The organism is Parviterribacter kavangonensis (genome assembly GCF_056863335.1).
This window is the reverse complement of sequence record NZ_JBXPJA010000001.1, coordinates 2,670,156-2,695,512: the sequence shown is the minus strand read 5'-3', so window position 1 is coordinate 2,695,512 and position 25,357 is coordinate 2,670,156. Positions and strand designations below refer to the sequence as shown.

At 71.7% G+C, this 25,357-nt stretch carries 29 protein-coding genes; 18 read left to right on the top strand and 11 right to left on the bottom strand.

Features of this window, described 5'->3' with window-relative positions:
* The first annotated feature begins 28 nt into the window (after positions 1 to 28).
* The 3 genes from AC1UE4_RS13720 (at position 29) to AC1UE4_RS13710 (ending at position 4,252) form a co-directional block, all read left to right on the top strand.
* The gene (locus tag AC1UE4_RS13720) at positions 29 to 745 is read left to right on the top strand and encodes an ABC transporter ATP-binding protein (protein WP_482917789.1); all 717 of its coding nucleotides are present in this window, start codon (positions 29 to 31) and stop codon (positions 743 to 745) included.
* Positions 742 to 3,147, top strand: coding sequence for an ABC transporter permease (locus AC1UE4_RS13715; protein WP_482917788.1), 2,406 nt, complete (start codon positions 742 to 744; stop codon positions 3,145 to 3,147). The genes AC1UE4_RS13720 and AC1UE4_RS13715 overlap by 4 nt, the downstream gene beginning before the upstream one ends.
* An 85-nt stretch (positions 3,148 to 3,232) precedes the next feature.
* The gene (locus AC1UE4_RS13710) at positions 3,233 to 4,252 is read left to right on the top strand and encodes a S8 family peptidase (protein ID WP_482917787.1); all 1,020 of its coding nucleotides are present in this window, start codon (positions 3,233 to 3,235) and stop codon (positions 4,250 to 4,252) included.
* Here the strand turns inward: AC1UE4_RS13710 and AC1UE4_RS13705 are convergent.
* Entirely contained in the window at positions 4,249 to 5,367 is a 1,119-nt protein-coding gene (locus tag AC1UE4_RS13705) for an HD-GYP domain-containing protein (RefSeq protein WP_482917786.1), read from the bottom strand. The two genes, AC1UE4_RS13710 and AC1UE4_RS13705, sit on opposite strands and share 4 nt — an antisense overlap.
* Positions 5,368 to 5,423: 56 nt before the next feature.
* Here AC1UE4_RS13705 and AC1UE4_RS13700 point away from each other — a divergent pair, with 56 nt between their 5' ends.
* Both AC1UE4_RS13700 and AC1UE4_RS13695 read left to right on the top strand, forming a co-directional pair.
* Positions 5,424 to 6,203 (top strand): fumarylacetoacetate hydrolase family protein, encoded by a 780-nt coding sequence (locus AC1UE4_RS13700; RefSeq protein ID WP_482917785.1) that lies wholly within the window; start codon positions 5,424 to 5,426, stop codon positions 6,201 to 6,203.
* Positions 6,204 to 6,243: 40 nt separating this feature from the next.
* Positions 6,244 to 8,220, top strand: coding sequence for an LVIVD repeat-containing protein (locus AC1UE4_RS13695; protein ID WP_482917784.1), 1,977 nt, complete (start codon positions 6,244 to 6,246; stop codon positions 8,218 to 8,220).
* Here AC1UE4_RS13695 and AC1UE4_RS13690 read toward each other — a convergent pair.
* Positions 8,204 to 8,785, bottom strand: a complete 582-nt coding sequence (locus tag AC1UE4_RS13690) for an ATP-dependent Clp protease proteolytic subunit (RefSeq protein ID WP_482917783.1) — start codon at positions 8,783 to 8,785, stop codon at positions 8,204 to 8,206. The two genes, AC1UE4_RS13695 and AC1UE4_RS13690, sit on opposite strands and share 17 nt — an antisense overlap.
* A 79-nt stretch (positions 8,786 to 8,864) precedes the next feature.
* Between AC1UE4_RS13690 and AC1UE4_RS13685 the strand changes: the two genes are divergently transcribed.
* From AC1UE4_RS13685 to AC1UE4_RS13675, 3 genes are all read left to right on the top strand, one after another.
* Entirely contained in the window at positions 8,865 to 9,569 is a 705-nt protein-coding gene (locus tag AC1UE4_RS13685) for a peptidoglycan DD-metalloendopeptidase family protein (RefSeq protein ID WP_482917782.1), read from the top strand.
* 61 nt (positions 9,570 to 9,630) lie between these two features.
* Positions 9,631 to 10,380, top strand: a complete 750-nt coding sequence (locus AC1UE4_RS13680; protein WP_482917781.1) for an ABC transporter ATP-binding protein — start codon at positions 9,631 to 9,633, stop codon at positions 10,378 to 10,380.
* A 182-nt stretch (positions 10,381 to 10,562) separates the two neighbouring features.
* Positions 10,563 to 11,060: a hypothetical protein gene (locus tag AC1UE4_RS13675; RefSeq protein ID WP_482917780.1), complete on the top strand. Its 498-nt coding sequence runs from the start codon at positions 10,563 to 10,565 to the stop codon at positions 11,058 to 11,060.
* Between the two features lie 219 nt (positions 11,061 to 11,279).
* Here the strand turns inward: AC1UE4_RS13675 and AC1UE4_RS13670 are convergent, their stop codons facing one another.
* The 4 genes from AC1UE4_RS13670 to AC1UE4_RS13655 form a co-directional block, all read right to left on the bottom strand.
* A complete protein-coding gene (locus AC1UE4_RS13670; RefSeq protein ID WP_482917779.1) occupies positions 11,280 to 11,546 on the bottom strand; it encodes a hypothetical protein in 267 nt (88 codons plus the stop codon).
* A 78-nt stretch (positions 11,547 to 11,624) separates the two neighbouring features.
* Positions 11,625 to 12,035, bottom strand: coding sequence for an acyl-CoA thioesterase (locus AC1UE4_RS13665; RefSeq protein WP_482917778.1), 411 nt, complete (start codon positions 12,033 to 12,035; stop codon positions 11,625 to 11,627).
* A gap of 21 nt (positions 12,036 to 12,056) precedes the next feature.
* Complete coding sequence (tsaA, locus tag AC1UE4_RS13660) at positions 12,057 to 12,467, bottom strand: tRNA (N6-threonylcarbamoyladenosine(37)-N6)-methyltransferase TrmO (RefSeq protein ID WP_482917777.1); 411 nt, start codon at positions 12,465 to 12,467, stop codon at positions 12,057 to 12,059.
* 12 nt (positions 12,468 to 12,479) lie between these two features.
* Entirely contained in the window at positions 12,480 to 13,052 is a 573-nt protein-coding gene (locus AC1UE4_RS13655; RefSeq protein WP_482917776.1) for a TetR/AcrR family transcriptional regulator, read from the bottom strand.
* Between the two features lie 60 nt (positions 13,053 to 13,112).
* Here AC1UE4_RS13655 and AC1UE4_RS13650 point away from each other — a divergent pair, with 60 nt between their 5' ends.
* Positions 13,113 to 13,574, top strand: a complete 462-nt coding sequence (locus AC1UE4_RS13650; protein WP_482917775.1) for a quercetin 2,3-dioxygenase — start codon at positions 13,113 to 13,115, stop codon at positions 13,572 to 13,574.
* Here the strand turns inward: AC1UE4_RS13650 and AC1UE4_RS13645 are convergent.
* A complete protein-coding gene (locus AC1UE4_RS13645) occupies positions 13,571 to 15,073 on the bottom strand; it encodes a hypothetical protein (protein WP_482917774.1) in 1,503 nt (500 codons plus the stop codon). The two genes, AC1UE4_RS13650 and AC1UE4_RS13645, sit on opposite strands and share 4 nt — an antisense overlap.
* Positions 15,074 to 15,129: 56 nt before the next feature.
* Here AC1UE4_RS13645 and AC1UE4_RS13640 point away from each other — a divergent pair, with 56 nt between their 5' ends.
* A complete protein-coding gene (locus tag AC1UE4_RS13640; protein ID WP_482917773.1) occupies positions 15,130 to 16,284 on the top strand; it encodes an acyl-CoA dehydrogenase family protein in 1,155 nt (384 codons plus the stop codon).
* Here the strand turns inward: AC1UE4_RS13640 and AC1UE4_RS13635 are convergent.
* Positions 16,281 to 17,114, bottom strand: coding sequence for a type 1 periplasmic-binding domain-containing protein (locus AC1UE4_RS13635; protein ID WP_482917772.1), 834 nt, complete (start codon positions 17,112 to 17,114; stop codon positions 16,281 to 16,283). The two genes, AC1UE4_RS13640 and AC1UE4_RS13635, sit on opposite strands and share 4 nt — an antisense overlap.
* A 19-nt stretch (positions 17,115 to 17,133) precedes the next feature.
* Between AC1UE4_RS13635 and AC1UE4_RS13630 the strand changes: the two genes are divergently transcribed.
* Together AC1UE4_RS13630 and AC1UE4_RS13625 are read left to right on the top strand one after the other, a co-directional pair.
* On the top strand, positions 17,134 to 17,745 hold the full coding sequence (locus AC1UE4_RS13630; protein ID WP_482917771.1) for a dihydrofolate reductase family protein: 612 nt from the start codon (positions 17,134 to 17,136) through the stop codon (positions 17,743 to 17,745).
* Positions 17,742 to 18,215 (top strand): GNAT family N-acetyltransferase, encoded by a 474-nt coding sequence (locus AC1UE4_RS13625; RefSeq protein WP_482917770.1) that lies wholly within the window; start codon positions 17,742 to 17,744, stop codon positions 18,213 to 18,215. The genes AC1UE4_RS13630 and AC1UE4_RS13625 overlap by 4 nt, the downstream gene beginning before the upstream one ends.
* Here AC1UE4_RS13625 and AC1UE4_RS13620 read toward each other — a convergent pair.
* Positions 18,212 to 19,225: an NADP-dependent oxidoreductase gene (locus AC1UE4_RS13620; RefSeq protein WP_482917769.1), complete on the bottom strand. Its 1,014-nt coding sequence runs from the start codon at positions 19,223 to 19,225 to the stop codon at positions 18,212 to 18,214. The two genes, AC1UE4_RS13625 and AC1UE4_RS13620, sit on opposite strands and share 4 nt — an antisense overlap.
* Before the next feature lie 38 nt (positions 19,226 to 19,263).
* Between AC1UE4_RS13620 and AC1UE4_RS13615 the strand changes: the two genes are divergently transcribed.
* Positions 19,264 to 19,836 carry a VOC family protein gene (locus tag AC1UE4_RS13615; protein ID WP_482917768.1) on the top strand — a complete coding sequence of 191 codons (573 nt, stop codon included), beginning with the start codon at positions 19,264 to 19,266 and terminating at the stop codon, positions 19,834 to 19,836.
* A 6-nt stretch (positions 19,837 to 19,842) separates the two neighbouring features.
* Here AC1UE4_RS13615 and AC1UE4_RS13610 read toward each other — a convergent pair whose 3' ends face one another.
* Positions 19,843 to 20,151, bottom strand: a complete 309-nt coding sequence (locus AC1UE4_RS13610; protein ID WP_482917767.1) for a hypothetical protein — start codon at positions 20,149 to 20,151, stop codon at positions 19,843 to 19,845.
* Between the two features lie 89 nt (positions 20,152 to 20,240).
* Here AC1UE4_RS13610 and AC1UE4_RS13605 point away from each other — a divergent pair, with 89 nt between their 5' ends.
* The 3 genes from AC1UE4_RS13605 to pgsA are packed head-to-tail and all read left to right on the top strand — an operon-like array spanning position 20,241 to position 22,432.
* Entirely contained in the window at positions 20,241 to 20,999 is a 759-nt protein-coding gene (locus tag AC1UE4_RS13605; RefSeq protein WP_482917766.1) for an ABC transporter permease, read from the top strand.
* Positions 20,963 to 21,862, top strand: a complete 900-nt coding sequence (locus tag AC1UE4_RS13600) for an EamA family transporter (protein WP_482917765.1) — start codon at positions 20,963 to 20,965, stop codon at positions 21,860 to 21,862. The genes AC1UE4_RS13605 and AC1UE4_RS13600 overlap by 37 nt, the downstream gene beginning before the upstream one ends.
* Positions 21,863 to 21,871: 9 nt before the next feature.
* Positions 21,872 to 22,432: a CDP-diacylglycerol--glycerol-3-phosphate 3-phosphatidyltransferase gene (gene pgsA / locus AC1UE4_RS13595; protein ID WP_482918246.1), complete on the top strand. Its 561-nt coding sequence runs from the start codon at positions 21,872 to 21,874 to the stop codon at positions 22,430 to 22,432.
* Here pgsA and mptA read toward each other — a convergent pair.
* Positions 22,390 to 23,367: a GTP cyclohydrolase MptA gene (gene mptA / locus AC1UE4_RS13590; RefSeq protein ID WP_482917764.1), complete on the bottom strand. Its 978-nt coding sequence runs from the start codon at positions 23,365 to 23,367 to the stop codon at positions 22,390 to 22,392. The genes pgsA and mptA overlap by 43 nt on opposite strands.
* 183 nt (positions 23,368 to 23,550) lie before the next feature.
* On the opposite strand from mptA, the gene rpoD reads away from it, so the two are divergent.
* Both rpoD and AC1UE4_RS13580 read left to right on the top strand, forming a co-directional pair.
* The gene (gene rpoD / locus AC1UE4_RS13585; protein ID WP_482917763.1) at positions 23,551 to 24,693 is read left to right on the top strand and encodes an RNA polymerase sigma factor RpoD; all 1,143 of its coding nucleotides are present in this window, start codon (positions 23,551 to 23,553) and stop codon (positions 24,691 to 24,693) included.
* A 132-nt stretch (positions 24,694 to 24,825) separates the two neighbouring features.
* Positions 24,826 to 25,317, top strand: coding sequence for a fasciclin domain-containing protein (locus AC1UE4_RS13580; protein ID WP_482918245.1), 492 nt, complete (start codon positions 24,826 to 24,828; stop codon positions 25,315 to 25,317).
* Positions 25,318 to 25,357 lie beyond the last annotated feature (40 nt).

Below are 25,357 nucleotides of genomic sequence, written 5' to 3'. Positions count from 1 at the left end.
CCCCGATCACCAGAGGAACCCACCATCGATGCTCGACACGCTCCCCCTCACCCCGTCCGCCGTCTCGACCGCCATCGCCGCCCGTGCCGTCACGCGCACCTACGGCCACGGCGACGCGACGGTGCACGCCCTGCGCGGCGCGACCTTGGACGTCCCCAGCGGCCAGTTCGCCGCGATCATGGGCCCGTCCGGGTCCGGCAAGTCCACCCTGATGCACCTGCTCGCCGGCCTCGACCGGCCGACGAGCGGCACGGTGACCATCGGCGGCGAGGACGTCTCGGCGATGAGCGACAAGCAGCTGACGAAGCTGCGCCGCCGCCATGTCGGGTTCGTCTTCCAGGCGTTCAACCTCCTGCCCGTCCTGACGGCGGAGGAGAACGTGCTGCTGCCGCTGACGATCGCCGGCGTCAAGCCCGACCGCAAGCACCTCGCCCGCCTGCTCGACCGCATGGGCCTGAGCGAGCGCCGCTCGCACCGGCCGTCGGAGCTGTCGGGCGGCCAGCAGCAGCGCGTCGCGATCGCGCGGTCGCTCATCACCAAGCCGACCGTGCTGCTCGCCGACGAACCGACGGGCAACCTCGACTCGCGCGCCGGGCGCGACGTGCTCGAGCTGCTGCGCGAGGCCGTCGACGTCGACGGCCAGACCATCGTCATGGTCACCCACGACGCGAACGCGGCCGACCGGGCCGACCGCGTCATCCACCTCGCGGACGGCCGCATCGTCGACGAGGTGATCAACCGATGACGAAGGTCACCCTCAGGAGCCTGGCCGCGCGCCGCCTGCGCACGGCCCTGACCACGCTAGCGATCGTGCTCGGCGTCGCGCTCATCGCCGGGTCGCTGACGCTGACCGACACGCAGCGCCGCGCCGCCGACTCGCTGTCGGCGTCCGCCTACGACGGCACCGCCGCGGCGGTGACCGCCAAGACCGCGTTCGACGTCGAGTCCACCGACTGGACGATCCGGACGCCCACCGTCTCCAAGGCGCTCCTCGACGAGGTCCGCGCCACGCCGGGCGTCGGTGTCGCAACCGGCGACGTCACCGACCAGGACGCGAAGATCATCGGCAAGGACGGCAAGCCGCTGGGCCAGGGCCCGTACTTCGGGATCGGGCTTGACAGCCGCTCGCCGGAGGCGATCGACCGCCTCTCGCCGTTCTCGCTGACCGACGGCCGCTGGGCCGGCGGGCCGGGCGAGGTCGTCGTCGACCAGAAGACGGCCGAGGACGAGGGCTACGGCGTCGGCAAGAAGATCACGATCACCGGGCGCGGCGACGCGCAGCGCTACGAGGTCGTCGGCGTCGCCCGCTTCGGGTCGGTCAAGGCGCTCGGGCCGGCGACGGTCGCCGCGTTCGACCTGCCGACCGCGCAGAAGCTGTTCGGCAAGGGCGACGGCTACGACGCGATCCTCGTGGGCGCCGCCAAGGGCGCCGACCCCGCGACGGTCCGCGCGTCGCTCGAGCAGCGCCTCGGCGACCACGCCACCGTGCGCACGGCCGCCGAGCAGGACCGCTTCACGTTCAAGGGCCTGGAGCAGTTCATCGACATCATCCGCATCGTGCTGCTCGTGTTCGGCGGCGTGGCGATCCTCGTCGGCGCGCTGACGATCGTGAACTCGCTGTCGATCACCGTCGCGCAGCGCACGCGTGAGATCGGGCTGCTGCGCCTCGTCGGCGCGAGCCGCCGCCAGGTCCTGCGCGGCGTGCTCGCCGAGGCGGTCGGCATCGGCCTGATCGGCTCGGCGCTCGGCATCGGCGCGGGCTACCTGCTCGCGGCCGGCCTGCAGTCGCTGTTCACCTCGCTCGGCCTCGACCTGCCGGACGCCGGGACCGTCTTCGGGACGGGCACCGTGCTCGTCTCGGTCATCGTCGGCACCGGCGTGACGGTCCTCGCCGGCCTGATCCCGGCGATGCGCGCGACGCGCATCGCCCCGGTCGTCGCGCTGCGCGAGAGCGGCGCGGGCTCGCGCAAGGTCGGGATCGCCGGCCGTCTCGTGCGCCCGGTCGTCTCGGTGCTGGGCCGCCCGGCCGAGCGCATCGGGGGCGCGGCGGGGATCCTCGCGCGCCGCAACGCGATGCGCGCTCCGGGGCGCACCGCCGCGACGGCCGGCGCCCTGACCGTCGGCGTGGCGCTCGTCACCGTGGTGGCGATCCTCGCCGCCGGCCTGCGCGACACGACGACGTCGTCGGTGCGCGACCGCGTGCACGGCGCGTACGTCGTGACCGGCACGGACGGCTGGTCGCCGACCGACCCGAGCGTCGCCTCCGCGCTGCAGCAGGTCGACGGGGTGCAGGGCGTGACGACCGTCCGCCAGGACGGGGCGCTCGCCTTCGGCGACAAGGAGCGCGTCAACAGCATCGACGGGCCGGGCGTGACGTTCGACTACGCCGAGGGCTCGACGCCCGCGACGGCGCTCGGCACCGACGGCGCGATCGTCGACTCCGGCTGGGCGAAGGAGCACGGCCTCGACGTCGGGTCGCGGTTCGCGCTGACGAGCCCGTCCGGCGAGCGGCTGTCGCTGACCGTTCGCGCCGTCGAGGAGTCGCCGGTCATCAGCGCCGTCGACCTCGGGCCGATCACGGTCGGCCGCGCCGTCTACGACAAGGCGTTCGAGAGCGACCTCTCGACGCTCACCGTCGTCGACGCGCCGGGCGTGAAGCAGTCCGCGCTCGACCGCGTCATGGCCGCGCACCCCGACGCGAAGGTGATGACCAAGCAGGGCTACACCGACCAGGTGCTGACGTCGATCGACCAGATGATGGCGCTGTTCGTGGTGCTGCTGGCGCTCGCCGTGATCGTGTCGCTGTTCGGCATCGTCAACGCGCTCGTCCTGGCGACGTTCGAGCGCCGGCGCGAGCTCGGGATGCTCGCCGCGGTCGGCATGACGCGGCGCCAGATCCGGCGCATGGTCCGCCACGAGAGCATCGTCACGGCGCTGCTCGGCGCGGTCACCGGCGTCGCGGCCGGCCTCGTGCTCGGCAAGGTGGCGACGACGCTGCTCGCCGACCAGGGGCTCGCGTTCGCGGTGCCCGCGGGTTCGCTCGTGGCGCTCGCCGCGGTCGCGGTCATCGCGGGCACGCTCGCGGCGATCCTGCCCGCGCGGCGCGCGTCGCGCATGAGCCCGCTCTCCGCGCTCGCCTACGAGTAGTCCGTATTTCGTACCCCCGACTGGCGTGAGGGTCCCCGGCGACGGGGACCCTCACTGCTTCGTCTCTTCGACTGGGGGATCGCGGATGCGCACCATCACGACGTTGGCGGCGACGGCTGTCGCCGCGCTTGGACTTGCGGGCACGGCGGGCGCCGCCACGCCGAACGACCCGTACTGGGACCTCCAGTGGGGCCCGAAGCAGATCCACGCCGACCAGGCCTGGGACACCTCGACCGGCGCCGGCGCCACGATCGCCGTCGTCGACTCGGGCGTCGACCTCGACCACCCGGACCTCGCCGGCAAGATCGCGGGCGGCATCACGTTCTCCGGCTGCCCGGGCAACCCGAGCGGGTGCGGCAACGGCGACTGGGCCAACGGCGACCCGCACGGCACGCACGTCGCCGGCATCGCCGCCGCCGCCACGAACAACGGCACCGGCATCGCGGGCACCGCGCCCGACGCGCGGATCCTCGCGGTCAAGGTCCTGGACGACGAGGGCTCCGGCACCACGCCCGAGATCGTCGCGGGCGTCAAGTGGGCCGCCGACCAGGGCGCCGACGTCATCAACCTCAGCCTCGGCAGCCTGCCCGGCACGCAGCTGCTGCAGGCCGACCTCCACGACGCGGTCGGCTACGCGACCTCGAAGGGCGCGGTCGTCGTCGCGGCGGCCGGCAACGAGTTCGTCGCGCCGTTCTGCGACTCGCCCTCGTTCGCCGACGGCGCGCTGTGCGTCGTGGCGACCGACCCGAACGAGCTGCGGTCGAGCTACTCGAACTTCGGCATCAAGCCGGACCTGAACGTCGTCGCGGCGCCGGGCGGCAGCGGCACGCTGTTCTGCGAGGACGACATCGTCTCGACGTTCCCGCCCGGCGAGGAGGGCGCATGCAGCCCCGGCGGCGGCTACGACTACCTCGCGGGCACGTCGATGGCCACGCCGCACGTCTCGGGCGTCGCCGCGCTGCTCGCCGCGCAGGGCAGGACGAACGAGCAGATCGTCGCCGCGCTCGAGGAGACCGCGCGCCAGCCCGGCCTCGGAGTGACCGGGACGTACAACCCGGTCTACGGCTACGGCATCGTCGACGCGGCGGCCGCCGTCGCGTCCTAGGCGGCCTTCGCCGCTCGCGGTCCGGGGAGATCGGCGACGAGCGCTCGCTCGATCTCCTCGACCGCGCCGCTCGCCCGCCGCACCCGCACCGTCGGGTGGAACGGGTCCTCGGGGTCGACGGCCGCCACCACGCCGATGCGGCCGTCGGCCAGCTGCACCTCGTAGCCGGGCGGGAACGGCACGACGACGCGGTTGAAGATCTCGACGACCTCGGGGTCGAACGCGGTGCCGGATCCCTGCTGGATGACGCGCATGCCGACGTGCGGCGGCGCGGCGCGCTTGTAGCAGCGCTCCGACGTCACGGCGTCGTAGACGTCGGCGACGCTGGCGATGCGCGCGAACTGGTGGATCGTCTCGCCGGACAGCCCGTCCGGGTACCCGGTGCCGTCCCAGCGCTCGTGGTGGTGGCGTACCACGGCGCGCACGAGGAACGAGGCGCCGTCGCCGAGCATCTCGACGCCGACGAGCGGGTGGCGGCGCATGACCGCCCACTCCGCGTCGTCGAGCGGGCCGGGCTTGTCGAGCACGGAGGACGGGATCGAGAGCTTGCCGATGTCGTGCAGCAGCAGCCCGAGGCCGATCTTCGACAGCCGGCCCATGAGGTTGTCGTGGCGGCGGTTGCCCGCGAAGTCGATCCAGCCGTTCGTGCGGAAGAGCTCGCGCGCGAGGACGATGCCGAGCGCAGTCACGTCCACGACGTGCTGCGTGAGGTAGTCGTCGGCGCCCATCAGGTCGGCGAGGTGCAGCGCCGCGTTCGGGAGGCTGAGCACCTCCTGGGTGATGATGGTCGCCATCGCGCTCAGCTCGGCGACCGCGTCCTCGGAGACGCCGCCGCGGCCCCGAGCCATCGCCTCCTGCGCCTCGGCCAGCGCGACGTCGACCGCCTGCGCCGCGCGCTGGCGCGTGTGCTCAGTCAGCGGCGTGACGGGCTCGATGCCCTCGCCGAGCCCGTCCTCGATCCACACCGCCGTGATGCCGTTCTCTCGCAGCGCGCGCTTGAACCCCTCGGTCACGCGCACGCCGCTGCGCAGCAGCGGCATGTCGCGGCCGGGCAGGAGCACGTCCTGCGCCAGCTGCGACCCCGCGTCAAGGGTCTGAACGCTGATCAGGCGCATGTGGCGCACGCATCGGCAGGCGTGTTGGCGCGCTTGAGCTACGGTTCCCGGCCGTCATGAAGCTGTCGACGTTCCTCCCGCCGGGCGGCTCCACTCCGGTCGCCGGCGAGGTCCGCGGCGACGACGTCGTCGCCTTCGAGGGCACGGTCCTCGACCGCCTCGCGAGCGGCGATCGCACCCCCGCGCGCGGCGAGGCGTTCCCCTTGTCGGACGTGACGCTGCTGGCGCCCGTCCCGCGCCCGCGGGCGATCTTCGGGATCGGCCTCAACTACCGCGCGCACGCCGAGGAGGGAGGCCGCGGCGTCCCCGAGGCGCCGATCGTGTTCATGAAGCTGCCGACGTCCTCGGCGGCGCCCGGCGCGCCCGTCGTCTGCCCGCCGGTCGTGCGGCGCCTGGACTACGAGGGCGAGCTCGCGGTCGTCATGGGGGCGGGCGGCGAGGTCGGGGGCTACGCGGTCGCCGACGACGTCTCGGCCCGCGACCTGCAGAAGCGCGAGCCGCAGTGGACGCGAGCGAAAGGCGCGGACGGGTTCTGCCCCTGGGGTCCGTGGATCACGACGGCCGACGAGGTGAGCGACCCGCACGCGCTCGAACTGCGGACGTGGGTGAACGGCGAGCTGCGCCAGGACAGCTCGACGAGCGACCTCATCTTCGACGTCCCGTCGCTCGTCTCGTTCATCTCGGAGGCGATCACACTGGAGCCGGGCGACCTGATCCTGACGGGGACGCCGTCCGGCGTCGGCGCGTTCATGGATCCACCGCAGTTCCTGCAGAGCGGCGACGTCGTGCGCATCGAGATCGACCTCCTCGGCGCGATCGAGCACCCGATCGCCTGAACCGGCGCGCCGCCGCTCGCGCTGGCGTACGGTCCCGCGGGTGCGCTTGGCATGGATCGCCGTCGTCACCGCGCTGGGGCTTCTGAGCCTCGTCACGTCGCCGGCGGGCGCCCAGTCGCCCGCGCCTCCCGGCAAGGTCTCCGACCGCGTCTCGTACGCCGGGTTCCTGCCCGATCCGGGCGTCATCTCCGCCCGCTTCAAGGACGGGCTCATGTACGTCTCGACGATCCGCGGGCTGTCGATCTACGACGTCAAGGACGCGGCGGCGCCGAAGAAGCTGGGCGAGCTGCCGCTGCCGAACTTCGAGAACGAGGACATCGACGTCGGCAACGGGATCGCGCTGATCTCGAACGACCCGAGCGAGGGGCTCGGACGGCTGCACGTCATCGACGTGAAGGACCCGACGGCGCCGAAGCTGCTGACGAGCTACGACACCGGCACGATCTACGACTCGACGTTCGACGGCGTCTTCGCCGATCCGGTCGGCAAGGGCACCGGGCACACGGCGAGCTGCCTGCAGCAGTGCAAGTACGTGTGGCTCGCGGGGACCGCCGCGGGGATAGACATCGTCGACCTGCGCGTCCCGGCCGCGCCGGTGTACGTCAAGCGGTTCGCGGCGACCGAGGCCGCGGGCGGGCTGGCGACGCACGACGTGCAGTTCGACCGCGCGGGGCGCGCATGGGTCGCGGGCGCCGGCGGGACGGCGGCGTACGACGTGACCGACCCGGTCAACCCGAAGCTCGTCTACCGCACCGACGAGCAGGGCGACTCGCGCTACGACGAGACGTTCTGGGCGGACGACGGGTCGACGTACAACGACTTCATCCACCACAACTCGATGCGGCTGCGCAACAGCTCGCTGGCGGCGCTGCCCGCCGGTGCGGACCCCGCCGCCGACTCGGACGTCGTCGCGATCACCGAGGAGGACTACAACCGGCCGACGTGCGCGGGCGCCGGCTCGTTCGAGACGTGGCGGATCGACGGCGCGCAGCTGCACCCGCTCGACAAGTGGGACGTCGAGGTCGACCCGAACCGGCAGACGCTGTGCTCGGCGCACTACTTCGACGAGCGCGGCGGCCTCGTGGCGCAGGGCTGGTACGAGCAGGGCATCCGGTTCCTCGACGTGTCCGACCCGCGCGACATCCGGCAGGTCGGCTACTTCGTGCCGCAGAAGACGCTGGCGTGGGGCGCGCTCTACGTGCCGACCGATCCGACCGGCGAGGTCGTGTACGGCCTCGACAACCTGCGCGGGATCGACGTGCTCCGCTTCGACCGGCCCGACCCCGCGCCGGGCCAGGCGCCCGCGCCCTCTTCCCTCTCGAGCCTCCCGACGGTCGTCGCGCCTTCGTCGGAACCACCGGCGCAAGGGTCTTCGGGTGACGCATCGTCGTCGAGCGCTCCGAACGTCGCGCTCAGCGTCGCCAACAGCGTGAAGTCGGTGCGGCGCGGCCAGAAGCTGCGCTGGCGCGTTCGGGTGCGGCACCTCGCGGGCCCGGCCGCACGCGGCGTCGTGGTGCGGGTCGACGTCCCGAAGGTCGTCACGCGCAGCAAGCCGGCCGGACGCCGCGTCGAGTTCCGCGTGGGGGAGCTGGCGCAGGGGGCGTCGAAGACCTACACGCTCACCGCGACGGTCCGGCGCAAGTCGCGCGCCAAGGCGGTCCTGCTCATCGCTTCGGTGCGCGCGGACGAGGACCTCAACCCGCGCGACAACCGCGCGGTCGACCGCGACCCGATCCGCCGCCGCACCGCCCGACGCTCTTCCGCCGCCGCGCGCGCGGCCGCCGCCCGCCGTTCCTCTTCGCCCGACCCCGGCATCGCGGCACTCGCCGGCGACGAGCGCTCGGGCGCGTCTCCGGCCGAGCGCCGCCGCGCGCTCGCGGATCACCGGCTCGCCGCGCGCAACCGCACGCTGGTCACGCTCTCCGGCCCGCGCGTCGCCGCACGGCGGATCGAGGCCGCCGCGCGTTCCGCCTACGGGTGGGTCTGCCGCCTCGCGGCGGTCAGTGGCTCGAGATGACCTTGTCGATGAGGCCGTACTCGGCGGCCTCGTCGGGCTTGAAGAAGCGGTCGCGCTCCATGTCCGAATGGACCTGCTCGATCGCCTGCCCCGTGTGCTTCGCGTAGATCTCGTCGATCCGCTGGCGCGTCTTGAGGATCTCGCGCATGTGGATCTCGATGTCGGTCGACTGCCCCTCGAAGCCCGCGGACGGCTGGTGGATGAGGATGCGGCTGTTCGGCAGGCTGAAGCGCTTGCCGGCGGCTCCGCCGGCCAGCAGCAGCGAGCCCATGCTCATCGCGATCCCGCAGCAGATCGTCTGCACGTCCGGCTTGATGAAGTTCATCGTGTCGTAGATCGCGAGGCCCGCGTAGATCGACCCGCCGGGCGAGTTGATGTAGATCGAGATGTCCTTGTCCGGGTCCGAGCTCTCGAGGTGGAGGAGCTGGGCAACGATCAAGTTGGCGACCTGGTCGTCGACCGCCGAGCCGAGGAAGATGATCCGCTCGTTGAGCAGGCGGGAGTAGATGTCGTACTCGCGCTCGCCGCGCGCGCTGCGCTCGACGACGGTGGGGACGAGGGGCATCGGTCGAGTGTATGTGGTTGCTACGGTCTCCCACTTCGTGGTGCGACGCGTTCTTCTGACAACCGCCGCAGCGCTGCTGGTGTGCGCCTCCGTTGCGAACGCCGAGTGGCGGACCATCGAGCAGGGCGATCGTGGTGACGACGTCAAGCTCGTCCAGCAGGCCTTGACGAAGGTCGGCTACTCGACCGACGACGATGGCGTCTTCGGGTCGATCACGGCTCGCCTCGTCCGCAGGTACGAGCGCCGCGTCGACATCGCCGTCGACGGCCGCGTCTCGCGTGGCCAGGCGCGCGGGCTCTTCAAGCGCGCTGACATGGACCCCTCCGTCGTCGACGCGTCGGACGAGATGTCGGATCGCCGTGCGGCACCGCGCAGCGCGTCCGGCGACGGTTCGTTCCCCGTGCAGGGCGACTGGACGTGGGGCCGCGGGTTCGGCGCCGACGGCGGCCACCGCGGCGTCGACGTCATGGCCGACTGCGGCCTGCCGCTCATCGCGCCGGAGGGCGGCGAGGTCCGCATCCGCAAGACCGAGGGCAGCGCCGGCAACTACCTCGTCCTCACCGCCCCGTCCGGCGAGGACCACGTCTTCATGCATCTCTCCTCGCCCGCGTCGGTGAGCGAAGGCGAGGACGTCGCCGCCGGCCAGCGCATCGGCTCGGTCGGCATGACGGGCAACGCCTCGGCCTGCCACCTCCACTTCGAGATCTGGACGAGCCCCGGCTGGTACGAGGGCGGAAGCGCCCGCGACCCCAAGCCCGACCTGCAGTCCTGGGCCGGCGAGTAGCCGCGCGCCCCTACACGCCCTCTTCCCGGCCGCGCTGACTTCCCGTCGTAGCCTCGTTGGGGTGACCCCGCCCGCCCTCGAGCTCACCGGCCTGACCAAGCGCTACGACGACGGTCTCCTCGCGCTCGACGGCTTCGACCTGCGCGTCGAGGCCGGCGACTTCTTCGGGTTGCTCGGCCCGAACGGCGCCGGGAAGACGACGCTCATCTCGGCGGTCTGCAACCTCATCCGGATCACCGACGGCGACGTGCGCATCTTCGGCGAGCGCCACGACACGGCGGACGCCCGCAAGCTCGTCGGCCTCGCGGAGCAGGACGTCAACCTCGACCGCTTCCTCGACGTCGAGGAGACGCTGCTCTACCACGGCGGCTACTACGGCATGGATCGCGCGCACGCGAAGCGCCGGGCGACGGAGATGATGGACGTCTTCGACCTGCGCGGGAAGGCCGAGGTCCGCGCGCCGAAGCTCTCCGGAGGCATGCGCCGCCGCCTGCTCCTCGCCCGCGCGCTCATGCACGAGCCGCCGCTCGTCATCCTCGACGAGCCGACCGCCGGCGTCGACTTCGAGCTCCGCCTCGAGCTCTGGCGCTACATCCGCCGCCTCCACGGCGAGGGCACCACGATCCTCCTCACCACCCACTACCTCGAGGAAGCCGAGGAGCTCTGCGAGGAGATCGCCCTCATCCGCTCCGGCCAGCTCCTCGCCCGCGACACCGCCGAAGGCCTCCGCACCGCCTACGAAGCCGATTCCCTCGCCGACGTCTACGTCAAGGCCATGGCGGCCGGGCCCGGACCGACGACGGTCGCCTGACCACTCGCTCGCCGGCGGTTCCAACAGACGAGGGACAGACGGCCCCCGTCACGCGTCCGCCTTGTGAAGAGCGTGCCCGTCGGAACCGTGGAAGGCGTCCGCCGAGGTTGACCGCCCCCGGCGGCGGGGCGAGACTCGACCCGACAGGCATCGCGCCGGTGCACACGGAGAAGGGAGCGGGCATGACGCGCGTGCGATGGACCGGGTTGGCGGTCGCCGCCGGGCTGCTGCTCGCCTCGGCCGGGACGGCGGCCGCGGAGCCTCCGATCACCGACACGGAGGTCACGAAGCCCTCGGAGTCGTTCTCCGACGAGCCGTTCCTCTGCCAGGACGAGCTCTACACGATCAGCGGCGAGGGCCACATGGTCGTGCACTTCACGTTCTTCGAGGACACCGGCGCTCTGATGTTCCACCTGGTCCTCCACGCGCAAGTGGTGGCAGTTCCGCTCGACGGCACCGGCCCCAGCTACCGCGGCACGTTCGGCACGCACGACATCGAGAGCATCCGGTCCGTCCGGAACGCGGAGGAGCTCGTCGAGCAGGACACCGACTTCAACCGCGTCGTGGCCCGCGGATCCGACGGCTCACGCGCGTTCCTCTACGAGCACGCCCACTTCACCATGAACGCCGCGGGCGAGATGACCGCCGAGTTCGAGACGACCCGGATGGTGTGCACCTGACGCGGTCGCTCGATCTGCGGGGGCCGACTGGCACCCGGAGGACAGGCGCGAGGGACGACGTCTCCGGGTGCGTACCCGGCGATACGCGGTGCCCGTGACGGGCAGCCTCTCCGCGAACATACGCGACGTGGCGCCGCCGGCCCGGACTTCATCGGCGCGCCGCGACGGGCCCCGGGATCGCGGCGCGCGGGTTATCGACGGACGTGTGGCGGGGCGAGGTCAGATCTGCGTCTGGCAGAACAGGATGAGATCGGTGCCGTTGTTCTTGCCGTCGGCGTAGTCGATCTTCGAGTTCGGCCCGGCGTAGGGACCGGGCGGGCCCGGGTACGCGCCGAGCTGCGGGATCGGCGCCAGCTCGCCCGCGCCGACCTCGTTGGCAGCCGCGCATGCGGCAACACCACCGGAGCCGAGCCCGAGGCGTGCATCCGCGGTCGGGGCCACCGCCAGTCCGACGACCACAGCGGTGAGAAGGATCGGCTTGACCATGCGCACTCCCTCGGTCGCCGGGACCGGCTGTCCCGGTTGGGACGACACTACGCCCCGTGAGGGACCGGCGCCGCGCCATCAGCCGGCGAGGCGCTCGACGAGCGCCGCCGACAGCGGCGCCGCCTTCTGCGCGACGTAGTCGTAGCCGACCAGCCACCCATGACCTTCGGCGGCGAGGCGCTCCCCGACGTGCATCTCGAAGTCGACGCGGAAGGCGCTGCGGCGGACCTCGCCGATCGACAGCCGGATCTCGACCTCCTCGTCGTAGAAGACCGGCGAGCGGTAGTTGATCTTGCACTCGGCGAAGATCAGCGCGGTGTCGTCCTGCTCGGGCGCGGTCGGGTTGCGCTCGGGCAGCAGCTCGGTGATGAACCCGATCCGGGCCGTCTCGAAGTAGCGCAGGTAGACGACGTTGTTGAGGTGCCGCAGCGCGTCGAGATCGCCGAAGCGGACGCGCTCGCGGTGCACGTAGGTGGGAGCCCCTGACACGAGGCGGGCACCGTATCCGGATCAGCGTTCGGGCACGCCGCGCAGCACCGGCTTCACGTCGACGACCGGCGTGCCGTCGAGCGCCTCGAGCCCGCTCACGCGCACGCGCTCGCCCGCAAGCTCCAGCACCGTGACCTCGTGCAGCCCGATCGGGTTCGGCCGGTCGGGCGACCGCGTGGCGAACACGCCGGCCTCCGACCGCGATGCGTCCCCACGCGGATGGACCCGCAGGACGTCGCGCCGCGCGCGATCCAGCCACGTCAGCACGAGCACCTCGTCGCCGACCTCCACCCCCTCGAGTGCCGGCAAGAACGCCGGCGAGAACGCGAGCCACGCCTCGGGTGCGCCCTCGTCGCCCTGCCGCGGCGCGTCCTCGATCGACTGCAGCGGCGACTCCACGACGCCGATCACGGTGAGCTCCATCCCGCGCATGATGCCTCGTCGTCACGCCCCGGTGATCGTGCGGACGAGATCGGCGACCACGGCGACGCGCGCGTCGCGACCGAGCCCCTGGTCGCGCAGCGCCTCCCACATGTTCAAGTCGACCAGCGCCCGCACGACGGCGCGATCGCGGGCCGGCACCCGCAGCGGCGCGAGCGCCGCGTCCACCAGCGCGCCGAGCGACGCCTCGACCGCATCGCGGTCCTCGGCGACGCGGGGGTGGACGTCGGCCTCGCGGCGGATCGCCCGCAACTCGGGCGCGCCGCGGTCGTAGGCCGCGAACGCCGTGCGGACCAGCCGTTCGATGCGCTCCGCCGCCGCGGTCGCATCGGCGAACAGCTCGGGCGCGCTCGCCGGCTCGGGCAGCGCGACCGCCCGCATCGTGACCTCCCCGCAGGCGGGCACCAGCTCGTCCAGCGACGGGAAGTGCCGGTAGACGGTGCCGACGCCGACGCCGGCGCGCGCGGCGATGTCCTCCCAGCTCGTTGCGCCGATCCCCCGCTCGCCGTGCAGCGCGCGCGCCGCGTCGACGATCCGCTCCCGCGTCTGGGCGACGGCGGCGGCGCGCTTCGACATGTCGTATTTCCGCGGAGACATTTCGTTGACGAAATCCGTCCGTCTAATTATAGTGGCCCAATGACCACCACCACCCACACTCCCACCGCACTCGGTCAGCCCCGCTGGTTCTTCGGGATGCTCGCCGAGGTCAAGGCCTCGGCCGCCGACACGAACGGTCGCTACAGCCTCCTTGAGGTCACCGCGCCCGCCGGGCTCGCTGCGCCCCTGCACGTGCACCACACCGAGGACGAGGGCTTCCTCGTGCTCGCGGGCAGCGTCACCGTCACGGTCGGCGACGACACCGTCGAGCTCGCCGCGGGCGACCACGCGTTCGGCCCGCGCGACGTCCCGCACCGCTTCGAGGTCGGGCCGGACGGCGCCCGGATGCTCTGGATCCTCACGCCCGGCGGCTTCGAGGACCTCGTCGAGGCGGCCAGCGTGCCGGCCGAGACGCGCACGGTCCCGCCGGCGCACGTGGTCCCGGCGGACGACGTCGCCGACGTCCTGCGCCGGCACGGCAACGAGCTGGTGGCCGGCTAGCCCACGCTCGCGCCCGTCACCCGGGCGGCCCGCTCCAGTTCGACCGCACGCGGGTCGTCCGGGTTCCCCTTGGCCCACTGGTCGTCGTCGTAGTGGCGCAGCTCGTGCACGCGCGAGGAGAACGCCTTCCCGCGCGCGTTGAGCTCGTCGAGCGGCAGGCGGCCCTGCGTCGTCGCCCACTGCGCGGTCTTCGGCGGCAGCGACGTGCTGCCGCCGCGGATCGGCCCGACGCCGGCCGTCCACTCGTCGTCGGAGAGCACCGAGTACGGGATCGTGTTCCACATCTCGCCGCGCTGATCGGAGTAGCGCGCCATGTGGAACGGGCTCATGGTCTGCGACGGCAGCGACACGAGCCCGACGATCTCGCCGATCAGCCCGTTCGCGTACTCGTCGTTCATGAGCGGCTTGAAGCGGTGCACGCGCTCCTCGACCTCGAACCAGTCGCGCTGGTCGTAGACGCCGGCGAAGTGCGCGAGGTCCTTGCACACGCCCGACGCGTAGACGAGCAGCCCCGCGTCGAGCATCTGGTCGCGCGTCCACGACGCCATCGATCGCCACATCGCCGCCGTCGCGCCGTCGAGGCGCTCGGCGAGGTCCTCAAGGAAGTCCGCCAGCGCCGACGGGTCGTCCATGTGCAGCGGCACGTAGCCGTCGGAGAGCAGGTCCGACGTGTAGACGCCGATCGCGACGATGTTGCGGTCGTCGTACGCCGGCGCCGCCTCGAAGCTCGCCCAGTCGTCGACCATCGTGAAGTGCGTGTCCTTCATGACGACGGTGACCGTCAGGTTGTTGTGCTCGAGCTCGGACGCGATCCCGTCCATCCACGGGTAGTCGCACTCGGCGAGGTCGAGCGCGTCGCGCACGAGCATCTCGTTGCCGTCCGCCATCCGGTACGGGCCGTGGTTCGCGAACGACAGCCGGCACTCGCAGTGGGTGAGGAACCCGTACGTCGACAGCGCCGCCATCATCCGCCCGAACGCGCGGTGCAGCCGGTCGCCGGGCGTCACGCCGATCGCCGCGTCGGCGAACGCCTGCGTCTGGCGCGCGGTGTGGATCTGGTCGCGGTGGCCGGCGTCGCTCGGGATCAGGTGCGCGTGCGCGCGGTGGTAGGAGAGGTTGAGCCGCCGGCAGAAGTCGAGGACGAACATGACGTCGTCGAGCGCGTCGGTCGGCTTGAGCATCCCGAGGTCGATGAGGATCTGGCGGCCGCCGAGGTAGAACTGCGCGATCGCGCCCATCGTCTCGGTGTTCACCGCGGTGCCGACCTGCCGCGCGCGGTCGCCGATCTCCTCGGCCGGCATCGCCGCGTCGATCTTGCGGAACAGCTCCGGGTAGCGGTACCAGGCCTGCAGGTACGACAGCGCGATGTACGGGCTGACGGGGTAGAGCTTCGACTCCTGCACGGTGCGCGTCGTGCACTGGAAGTAGAAGGAGTCGCTCAGCTTGCGGATGTACGCGTTCGCGTCGAGCAGGTCCTTGTAGCTGTGCACAGTCGGCATGCGGTCTCCCCGATTCGGCTTTCGCGAGGCCGAGCGTAAGTTCCGGCGCCAGGCCCGTGAACTTCTCGCTCACCCCGGATCAGTCGGAACTACGAGACCTCTGCCGCCGCGTCGCGATGGAGCGCTTCCGGCCGACGGCGTGGGAGCGGCGCGACTTCGCGCCGCCGCTCGAGAACCTCCGACTGCTCGGGGAGCTCGGGATCCTCGGCATCGCGCTGCCCGAGGAGCACGGGGGAGCGGGGCGCCACGAGATCGACGCGGTGATCGCGATCGAGGAGATCGCGCACGCGTGCCCGACCACCGGCGACCACGCGCTCATGGCGATCACCGGGCCGGCGTCGTTCATCGCCAAGTACGGCACTGAGGAGCAGAAGGCCCGCTACGTCCCGCCGGTCTGCGCCGGGCTCGAGCGCTTCGCGATCTCGCTGTCCGAGCCGGAAGCCGGCACCGCGCTGACCGACCTCAAGACACGCGCGGAGCTGCGCGGCGGCGAGTGCGTCATCAACGGCCAGAAGACGTTCTGCAGCCGCGCCGACGTCTCCGATCACATGCTCGTGTTCGTCCGCTTCGGGCCCGGCACCGACGGCATCGGCGCGGTCATCGTCCACCGCGACACGCCCGGCCTGACGATCGGCAAGGCGCACCTGCACATGTCGGGCGCGCGCTGGAACGAGCTCTTCTTCGACGACGCGACGATCGACGAGGGCGACGTGCTCATGACCGGGCAGGCGTTCCGCCGGCTGATGGCCGCCTACAGCCTCGAGCGCAGCGGCGCCGCCGCCTACGTCCTCGGCATCGCGCGCGCCGCGTTCGAGATGGCGACGGAGTACGCCGGGCAGCGACGCCAGTTCGGCCGGCCGATCAGCGACTTCCAGTTCGTCCAGGGCAAGCTCGCCGACATGTACATCGCGCTCGAGAGCGCGCGGCTGCTCGTCTACCGCGCCGTCGCCTCGGCGGACGACGGGCTGCCGTCGCGCCTGGATTCCTCGGCCGCGCGCATCGCGGCGACCGACGCGGCCTGCCTCGTCACCGACCTCGCGATCCAGATCCACGGCGCGACGGGCCTCGACCAGGAGATGCCGCTCGAGTGGCTCTACCGCTGCGTCCGCGAGCACACCGTCGCCGGCGGCACGAACGACATCCACCGCAGCATGGTCGCCGGCGAGCTCCTCGGCCGCCGGATCGACCACCGCCCCGCGGTGCGGGCCTAGAGGGCGCGGTCGGGCGTCAGCCGCCAGCCGGAGTCGGCGCGCCAGAGCCACACGGGCGGGTCGACCGGGTCGCCGTGGGCATCGAAAGGGCCGAGGCGGCGGAGCGCGGCGAGCAGCGACGGGCGATCCCGGGCGCCTTCGCCGACCGCGGCGGCGATGAGATCCGCGGCGCGACGCACCAGCGGCTCGAGACGCACCTCACCGTCGGCAGCGGCCTCGGGCCCGAAGGGGAGGGCGACGTGGACTTCCCGGTCGCCGAGGTCTGCGCCCTGCACGCCGTCGAAGGCGACGATCGGGACGCCTCCGAGCGCCGCGGCGCGCTCGATCTCCGGCTCTCCCGCGAGGCCGGCGAGGACGACGAGGTCGGCGCGCTCCGGGTCGTCGGTGCGGGGCAGGCCGGCCATCCGCAGCTGTCCGTCGAGCTGAACGCCGTAGTCGTGCTCGCCCGCGACGACGAACGCGGTGCGGCCGCTGTCCCGGATGTCCGCGGCGATCCGCTGCGCGACGACGGTGTCGCGGGCGACGAGCCGGATGACCGTGCCGCGGTGCCGGGCGGCGTCGTCGCAGCCGGGCTCGTCGTCGCGCGTCACTCCGGCCCACGTTGCGACCGGCGCGATGAGCGGCAGCCCGGCCGGTGCGGTCGCCTCGACCGCCTCGGCGACGTCGTGCGAGCGGAACGGCCCGATGAGCGCGATCGCTCGTTCGTCCGCCGCCGCCCGTTCGGCGTCCGTCTCGGTGACGGCCGCGATGCCGGCGGCGCCGAGCGACTCGGCCGCCACCGGTGCGAGCGCTTCCGGAAGGATGATGTGCACCGATGAGTCGTCCGCCATGCGAAGGTCTCAACCGCCGATGAGCAAGACAACCTGCCACATGTCCATCTCGCTCGACGGGTTCGTCGCCGGCCCCGACCAGCGCGAGGACAACCCGCTCGGCACCCGCGGCCGGGAGCTGCACGACTGGCACCTCCATCCCGTCGGCGAGCCCGGCTACGAGCTCGACGACCCGGTCCGCGAGATGCTGCTCGCGCCGAAGGGCGCGTACGTCATGGGCCGCAACATGTTCGGCCCGATCCGCGGCGAGTGGACCGGCGACTGGCGCGGCTGGTGGGGCGACGAGCCGCCGTACCACGCGCCCGTCTTCGTGCTCACCCACTACGCGCACGACCCGATCGAGATGCAGGGCGGCACGACGTTCCACTTCGTCACCGACGGCTTCGACGCCGCGTACGCGCGCGCGAAGGAGACCGCGGGCGACATGGAGGTCGACATCGCCGGCGGCGCGTCGACCGTGCGCCAGGCGCTCCGGGCCGGCGTGGTCGATGAGCTCACGCTGAACATCGCGCCCGTGCTCCTCGGGGCCGGAGAGCGCATCTTCGACGACGTCGACGACCCCGGCCTCCAACCGATCGCGGTCGTCAACTCGCCCCACGCGACCCACATCACCTACCGCGTGGGACGGTGACCTCCGACCTCGTCGAGCTGCGGGAGGAGGATCCCGAGACCGACGACGCGCAGCGCTGCCTTCGCGCGTACTACGAGGAGCTGCGTCGCCGCGCGCCCGACCGCGGCTTCGATCCGCACACCGGCGCGACCGCCGAGCCGGACGAGGTCCGCCCGCCGCACGGCGCGTTCGTCGTCGTGTACCTGCGCGGCGAGGCGATCGGCTGCGGCGCCGTGAAGCACCACCCCGGCGACGTGACCGACCTCAAGCGGATGTGGATCGACGAGTCGGCGCGCGGGCTCGGCATCGGGCGGCGGCTGCTCGAGCGGCTCGAAGGCCTTGCGCGCGATCGCGGCTCGCACACGGCGCGGCTGGAGACGAGCGACGTGCTGCCCGAGGCGATCGCGCTCTACCGCTCGGCCGGCTACGCCGAGGTCGAGCCGTTCAACGACGAGCCGTTCGCCGACCGCTGGTTCGCGAAGCCGCTCTAGCAGTCGGACACGTCGAGCACGAGCTTGCCGACGTTCTCGCCGCGGAACAGCATCTGCAGCGTCTCGGGGAAGTCGTCGACCGTGCCGTGCACGACGTGCTCCTTGACCTTCAGATCGCCCGACCGGATCCAGCCGCCGAGCTCGCGGACCGCGTCGCCGAACCGCGGCGCGTAGTCGAAGACGAGGAACCCCTCCATGCGCGCGCGGGAGACGAGCAGCGCCATGTAGTTCGACGGGCCCTTCATCGGCGCCTCGGTGTTGTACTGGCTGATCGCTCCGCAGATGACGACGCGCGCCTTCATCGCCAGCCGCGTCAGCGCCAGGTCGAGGATCTCCCCACCGACGTTGTCGAAGTAGACGTCGACGCGGTCGGGCGTCGCGCGCTTCAAAGCGTCCTTCAGCCCGTCCTTGCGGTAGTCCAGCGCGGCGTCGAACCCGAGCTCGTCGGTGAGCATCGCGCACTTGTCGGGCCCGCCCGCGATGCCGATGACACGACAGCCCTTGAGCTTGGCGATCTGCCCGACGACCGTCCCGACCGCGCCGGCGGCGCCGGACACGAGGACGGTCTCGCCCTCCTTCAGGGCACCGACGTCGAGCAGCCCGAAGTACGCGGTCAGCCCTGGCATGCCGAGCGCGCCGAGGTACGTGGTCAGCGGCGCCGTCCCACCGTCGACCTTCACGGCGCCCGCGCCGTCGGACATCACGTGCGACTGCACGCCGAACATCCCGCTGACGTGATCGCCGACCGCGAAGTCCGGGTGGTTGGAGGCGATGACCTCGACGACCGACCCGGCGCGCATCACCTCGCCGAGCCCGACCGGCGGGATGTACGACGGCACGTCGCGCAGCCACCCGCGCATCGCGGGGTCGAGCGAGATGCACCGCGTGCGGGCCAGGAACGAGCCCTCGGGCGGGTCCTCGACCGGGACGTCGGCGTGCTCCCAGTCGGACGGCTTGATGTCGCCCTCGGGGCGAGCGGCGAGGCGGATCTGACGGTTCGTCGCGGTCACGGTGCTGCGGATGCTGTCACGGTTCCGGCACGGTGCGTATGGATCACGTCATCCTCGCCGCCGCCGACCTCGACGCCGCGGCCGCCCGCATCGAGGCCGAGCACGGCCTCGTCGCCACCGGCGGCGGGCGCCACGACCGCATCGGGACGCACAACCGCATCGTGCCGCTCGGCGGCGGCTACCTCGAGATCGTCGGGATCGCCGACGCGGACGAGGCCGCCGGGTCGCCGTTCGGCCGCGCGGTCGCGAAGCGGCTCGAGACCGCCGGCGACGGCCTCATGGGCTGGGTCGTCGAGGTGCCGGACGCCGACGCGGTGGCGCAGCGGCTCGGCGTCCAGGTCACCGCGATCTCGCGCCGCGGCCTCACCGCGCGCATCGCCGGCGTGGAGGAGGCGCTCGCCGAGCCGCTCCTCCCGTTCTTCCTCAGCCGCGACCACGACGTGCCCGACCCCGGCGCCGGAACGGACGCCGGCGGCATCACGTGGATCGAGCTCGCGGGCGACGCGGCCCGCCTCGACGCGTGGCTCGGCCCGCACGACCTGCCCGTGCGCGTCGTGCCGGGCGACCCGGCCGTCCTCGCCTTCGGCGTGGGCGACCGGGTCATCCGCTGAACGACGTCAGGACGCGTGCGCGCGCGAAGGGGCGACGAGCGCGTGCAGCTCGTACGTCCGGATCTCCGGCGGCGAGCCGGCGGCCGGCCCCGACGCTGCGACGGACGGCATGAGCACCTCGTCGCGGAACCGCTCGTAGTGCTCGAGCGACTCCCAGATCGAGAACCCGCGGAACGTGTCCCCGTCATAGCCCGCGCTGTGGACGATGAGCCCTTCCGGCTCTCCGCCCGTGCGCTCCCGGACCTCGTTCGCCACGGCGTCGTAGCCGGTGGTGCCCCGGCCCGTCGACGCCGCCCACTCCTGAACGACTGCCACGGCCATCCTCGAGACCTCCTCTCGAGATCGTGTGCAGGTCGACTCTCGTTGCGCCCGGCGCGCGCGTCAAGCGTCCTAGGGTGATGACGATGAGTCGTGGGTTGGTGGCGCTGACCGGGCGCGAGGTGAACCGGGTCCTGAAGCTGTGGACGCAGACGGTGGCGGCGCCGGTCGTCTCGTCGTTCCTGTTCATCCTGGTCTTCGGCCTGTCGCTCGGCGGCCGGATCAAGCAGATCGACGGCGTCGACTACGAGGTCTTCATCGTTCCCGGCCTCATCACGATGGCGATGGTCCAGGCGGCGTACGCGAACAACTCCGCCTCGGTCTTCCAGGCCCGCTTCGACCGCTACATCAACGACATCCTCGCGTCGCCGATGCGGCCGTGGGAGATCAACGTCGGGCTGTCGTTCGGCGGCATCGTGCGCGCGCTGCTCATCGGGATCTCGCTGCTGGTCGCCAGCCTGCTCGTCGTCGACGTCCCGATCCGCGAGCCGGTGGAGCTCGTCGTCGCCGTCGCGCTGGCGCTCACGCTGTTCAGCGCGCTCGGCGTCGTGGTCGGCATCTACGCGGAGAGCTGGGACCACACCGCCTTCGTCAACAACCTGGCGATCCTGCCGCTCACCTTCCTCGGCGGCGTCTTCTACTCGATCGACGTCCTGCCGTCGCCATGGCAGGAGATCTCCCACGCGAACCCGATCTTCTTCCTCGTGCAGTCGGTCCGCTACGGCTTCCTGGGAACGAGCGACGTGCCGATCGGGCTGGCGCTCGGCGTCACCGGCGGGCTGGCGCTCGTCTGCGTCGCGTGGTCGACATGGCTCTTCGCGACCGGTCGCAAGCTCAAGCCCTAGTCCCGCGGGCGGTCGACCGGGTCCCGCCGGTCACGCTCGTCCTCGCCGGCGCGACGTCGATCCAGTGCGGCGCCGCGCTCGCCACGACCGTCTTCGACGACGTCGGCCCCGCGGGCATGTCGCTGCTGCGCCTCGGGCTGGCCGCGATCGTGCTGTTCGCGCTCGTTCGCCCCGACCCGCGCCGGTACACGCGCGCGGACCTCAAGCTCGCCGCGGTCTTCGGACTCGTCCTCGGCGTGATGAACCTGTGCTTCTACGAGGCGCTCGACCGCATCCCGCTCGGTGTCGCGCTGACGCTCGAGTTCACCGGGCCGCTCGGCGTCGCGGTGTTCGGGTCGCGCCGCCGCCTCGACCTGCTGTGGGCGCTGCTGGCGGGGATCGGGATCGTGCTGCTCGCGGGGCCGGGCGGGGGAGCGAACACCGCCGGCGTCCTCTTCGCGCTCGCCGCGGGCGTGCTGTGGGCCGCGTACATCCTCATCAACAAGCGCACGGGCGAGCGCTTCGAGGGGATGGACGGGCTCGCGCTGGCGATGGTCGTCACCGCGCTGGTCCCGATCGTTCCCGGCATCGTCGAGGCGGGCTCCGACCTGCTCGCTCCCGAGATCCTGGCGATCGGCCTCGCCGTCGCGCTCATGTCGAGCGTCATCCCGTACTCGCTCGAGGTCGAGGCGCTGCGCCGGATGCCGAGCCACGTCTTCGGGATCCTCATGAGCCTCGAGCCCGCCGTCGGCGCGATCGCCGCCTTCGTCATCGCGGGCCAGGACCTCGCGGCGCGGCAGGTCGTCGCCATGGCGCTCGTCGTCGCCGCGAGCGCCGGAGCAACCCGGTACGGGGCGCGAGAGTCCCCGGTGGAGCCGGGGTAGTCTCAGTCCATCTTCCCGGTCAACGTCCCGAACGTCCTCACGGTGCTCCGCATCCTGCTGGTGCCGGTGCTCGTGGTGGCACTCCTCGGCGAGACCGAGCACGGCGACGTGCTCGCCGCCGTCGTCTTCGCCCTCGCGTCGCTGACGGACTTCGTCGACGGCTGGCTCGCGCGCTCGCGCGGGTCGGTCACGACGTTCGGCAAGCTGATGGACCCGATCGCCGACAAGCTGCTGGTGATCGCGGCGCTCGTCTCGCTCGTGTCGCTCGACCGCCTCGACGCGTGGGTCGCGATGGTGATCATCGCCCGCGAGCTCGCCGTCACGATCGCCCGTGCGCAGGCGCCGCAGGTCATCGCCGCCGCCGGGTGGGGGAAGGCGAAGACCGTCGTTCAGGTCGCGGCGATCTTCTTCCTGATCCTGTTCGACCCGTCACCCGCGTGGGTCGACGGGCTCGTCTACGCCGCCGTCGCCGTGACGGTGATCAGCGGGATCGACTTCTTCTTCGGGCTGCGGAAGCTGGCGGAGGCTCAGCGGCCGGCCGCGTCGAGCCACTCGCGCGCCGACGTGTGATGCGGCAGGTGCTCGCCCGAGGCGAGCTCCCGCTTGATCTCGCCCAGCAGCCCGAACCGCTCCGCCACCACGTTGTGCTGGTGGATCGTCTCGAGGTTCTCCTGCTTGGCCGAGACGAAGTGGTCGTCGGTGAGCTGGGGGAGCCGCTCGACGACGCCCCCGATCATCTCGCGCACGCAGTCCTCGACGAACCGCGGCTGGCGGTGCGCCTTCTCGACGACCGCGCCCTCGTCGGAGCGCTTCATGAGCTCGTAGATCTCGGATGACATCGAGCTCTCGACGATCGACAGCAGCAGCGTCGCGTCGAGCTCGAGCACGCAGTCCTCGGGGCAGCCGATCTGCAGCGTCCCGAGGCCGCGCTGGTTGTGCGTGGCGACGGGGACGTGGTCGAAGATGCGGGCGATCTCGTCGTCGCTGAAGCCGTCGTCGGACAAGCGCCCGCGCGCCGAGCCTGCGACGAGCTGCTGCGCGCACGGGCACGCGGTCATGCCCTGGGCCTGGACGCCGATGAGCTTCCGCGTGCCATTCTCGCTCGCCACGGCCGAGCCGAGCATCGTGTAGATCTCCTGCGTGAGGATCCCGCTGACGGGCGCCGGCTTGTGCTCCGGGTACCGCGCGGCGACGGTCACTTCGGCGCGCAACGCGTCTTGACGCTCCCTCACCGTCTCGGCGATGCGGGCGGCGAGCTGCTCGGCGCGGAACGCCGGTTCGCCCAGCACGGCCTCGCCGATCGCGTCGTTGACCGTCTCCTCGAAGCGCGACATATGCGCGCCTTTCTGCTTCGGACCGAGGTCGACGTAGCACTCCAGACGCGCGCTGAAGAGCTGGTCGTTGATCCGGATGACCTTCTCCACGCCGGTGACGCCGACGCGCGACAACGAGACGTGCAGGGTCGGCAGCGAGGCCTGCACGTCGAGCGACGAGACCACGTTCACGTCAACGAGCGTAGCGACGGGCATCGACACCGCTTTGCGGATCATCCATACTCGGCTTGTGCGACCGGATGCAAGAAAGCGCTAAAGGTCGACCGGACACATGTCCGATGGTGTCTGTGTGGATGGGACCGCATCTTGTGTTGATGGCAACAGGCCAGCCGTAGAGGACCCGGGGGGGAACCGTTGAGCGAGAAGTCGCTACTTGCTGACGAGACGTCGATCGCCGATCTCGACGAGCTTCGTCCGCTGATCGCGGAGGGTCAGGAGAAGGGTCTCCTGACGTTCGAGCAGATCGCGACGGCGCTCGAGGAAGTCGAGGTCACCAAGGAGCAGGTGCAGGAGCTGCACTCTTACCTGGACGACCAGGGCATCGACGTCGTGGGCGCCGACGGCCGTGCCGCGACGTCCGAGGCCGCGAAGGTCGAGGCGGCCGCCGCCGCCCGTCGTGAGCCGAACGCCGAGGAGACGGCGAAGAAGCCGCAGATCGACCTGACCGTCGAGCCGTCGCTGGATTCCCTGCGCCTGTACCTCAGGTCGATCGGCCGCGTGCCGCTGCTGACGGCCGAGGAGGAGGTCTCCCTCGCCAAGCGCATCGAGCGCGGCGACATGGCGGCCAAGCAGCACATGGTCGAGGCGAACCTCCGGCTCGTCGTCTCGATCGCCAAGGGCTACCTCGGGCGCGGCCTGACGTTCCTGGACCTCATCCAGGAGGGCTCGCTCGGCCTCATCCGCGCGGTGGAGAAGTTCGACTACCGCCGCGGCTACAAGTTCTCCACCTACGCCACCTGGTGGATCCGGCAGGCCGTCACCCGCGCCATCGCCGACAAGGGCCGCACCATCCGCATCCCGGTCCACATGGTCGAGAAGCTCAACAAGGTCGTGCACGTCGAGCGCCAGCTCGTCCAGTCGCTCGGCCGCGAGCCCACGCCCGAGGAGATCGCCTCCGAGCTCGAGTGCACGACCCGCGAGGTCCGCGACATCCTGCGCATGAGCCAGCAGCCCGTCTCGCTCGAGAAGCCGATCGGCGACGAGGAGGAGTCGGAGCTGGGCGACTTCGTCGAGGACCAGTCCACGATCTCGCCGTTCGAGATGGCGTCGGAGAACCTGCGCAAGGAGAACGTCCGCAAGGCGCTCCAGGCGCTGCCGCAGCGCGAGCGCGAGGTCATCGAGATGCGCTTCGGCCTGCTCGGCGGGCGCCCGCGGACGCTCGAGGAGGTCGGCCGGGCGTTCAACGTGACGCGCGAGCGGATCCGCCAGATCGAGAACCACACGCTCAAGAAGCTCGAGTCGCTGCCCGAGGCGCAGCGGCTGCGCGACGCCGTCTAGGCCGTCGCACCCGGAATTGGGTCGAGCCGCGCGCCATCTCGGCGCAGTTCGACCATCTCGGTTCGGGGCCGCCGCCGTACCGGGGACGAACTCCAACCCCCCCAATGGGAGGTCGTCCTCGTGAAGCGCATCATGCTCGTCCTCGCCGGTACCGCTGCGCTTGCGGTACCCGTCGCCTCGACCGCCACGGCGGAACCGTCGGCACAGGCCGCCGGCTCCGCCCAGACCATCGTCGACATCGCCGCCGGTGATCCGCGGTTCACGACGCTCGTGAGCCTCGTCAAGAAGGCCGGCCTGGTCGAGACCCTGTCCGCCGACGGTCCGTTCACCGTCTTCGCGCCGACGAACAAGGCGTTCAAGAAGCTCTCGAAGAAGACGCTGAAGAAGGTCTCCAACGACCCGGATCTGCTCAAGGCGGTCCTGACCTACCACGTGGTCGCCGGCGAGGTGAAGGCCGCCGACGTCGTGAAGCTGAAGAGCGCGAAGACCGTCAACGGCAAGTCGATCCGCATCTCGGTGCGCGGCGGCAACGTGTTCCTCAACAAGTCGACGAAGGTCACGAAGACCGACATCGACGCCTCGAATGGCGTGATCCACGTCATCAACAAGGTGCTCATCCCGTAGCACCTCGGGGGCCCGCCGTCCGACCCTGCGGCGGGCCCCC

Bases quoted from the DNA above. Each gene is read 5' to 3' on its own strand.
- AC1UE4_RS13615 (WP_482917768.1), top strand. From the start codon at position 19,264: ATGGATCACGTCATCCTCGCCGCCGCCGACCTCGACGCCGCGGCCGCC.
- tsaA (WP_482917777.1), bottom strand. From the start codon at position 12,467: ATGCGCGGGATGGAGCTCACCGTGATCGGCGTCGTGGAGTCGCCGCTG.
- AC1UE4_RS13700 (WP_482917785.1), top strand. From the start codon at position 5,424: ATGAAGCTGTCGACGTTCCTCCCGCCGGGCGGCTCCACTCCGGTCGCC.
- AC1UE4_RS13630 (WP_482917771.1), top strand. From the start codon at position 17,134: ATGAGCAAGACAACCTGCCACATGTCCATCTCGCTCGACGGGTTCGTC.
- AC1UE4_RS13705 (WP_482917786.1), bottom strand. From the start codon at position 5,367: ATGCGCCTGATCAGCGTTCAGACCCTTGACGCGGGGTCGCAGCTGGCG.
- AC1UE4_RS13580 (WP_482918245.1), top strand. From the start codon at position 24,826: ATGCTCGTCCTCGCCGGTACCGCTGCGCTTGCGGTACCCGTCGCCTCG.
- AC1UE4_RS13690 (WP_482917783.1), bottom strand. From the start codon at position 8,785: ATGCCCCTCGTCCCCACCGTCGTCGAGCGCAGCGCGCGCGGCGAGCGC.
- AC1UE4_RS13720 (WP_482917789.1), top strand. From the start codon at position 29: ATGCTCGACACGCTCCCCCTCACCCCGTCCGCCGTCTCGACCGCCATC.
- AC1UE4_RS13710 (WP_482917787.1), top strand. From the start codon at position 3,233: ATGCGCACCATCACGACGTTGGCGGCGACGGCTGTCGCCGCGCTTGGA.
- AC1UE4_RS13600 (WP_482917765.1), top strand. From the start codon at position 20,963: ATGGCTCTTCGCGACCGGTCGCAAGCTCAAGCCCTAGTCCCGCGGGCG.
- AC1UE4_RS13605 (WP_482917766.1), top strand. From the start codon at position 20,241: ATGAGTCGTGGGTTGGTGGCGCTGACCGGGCGCGAGGTGAACCGGGTC.
- AC1UE4_RS13645 (WP_482917774.1), bottom strand. From the start codon at position 15,073: ATGCCGACTGTGCACAGCTACAAGGACCTGCTCGACGCGAACGCGTAC.
- AC1UE4_RS13670 (WP_482917779.1), bottom strand. From the start codon at position 11,546: ATGGTCAAGCCGATCCTTCTCACCGCTGTGGTCGTCGGACTGGCGGTG.
- AC1UE4_RS13655 (WP_482917776.1), bottom strand. From the start codon at position 13,052: ATGTCGAAGCGCGCCGCCGCCGTCGCCCAGACGCGGGAGCGGATCGTC.
- AC1UE4_RS13650 (WP_482917775.1), top strand. From the start codon at position 13,113: ATGACCACCACCACCCACACTCCCACCGCACTCGGTCAGCCCCGCTGG.
- AC1UE4_RS13715 (WP_482917788.1), top strand. From the start codon at position 742: ATGACGAAGGTCACCCTCAGGAGCCTGGCCGCGCGCCGCCTGCGCACG.
- AC1UE4_RS13635 (WP_482917772.1), bottom strand. From the start codon at position 17,114: ATGGCGGACGACTCATCGGTGCACATCATCCTTCCGGAAGCGCTCGCA.
- AC1UE4_RS13675 (WP_482917780.1), top strand. From the start codon at position 10,563: ATGACGCGCGTGCGATGGACCGGGTTGGCGGTCGCCGCCGGGCTGCTG.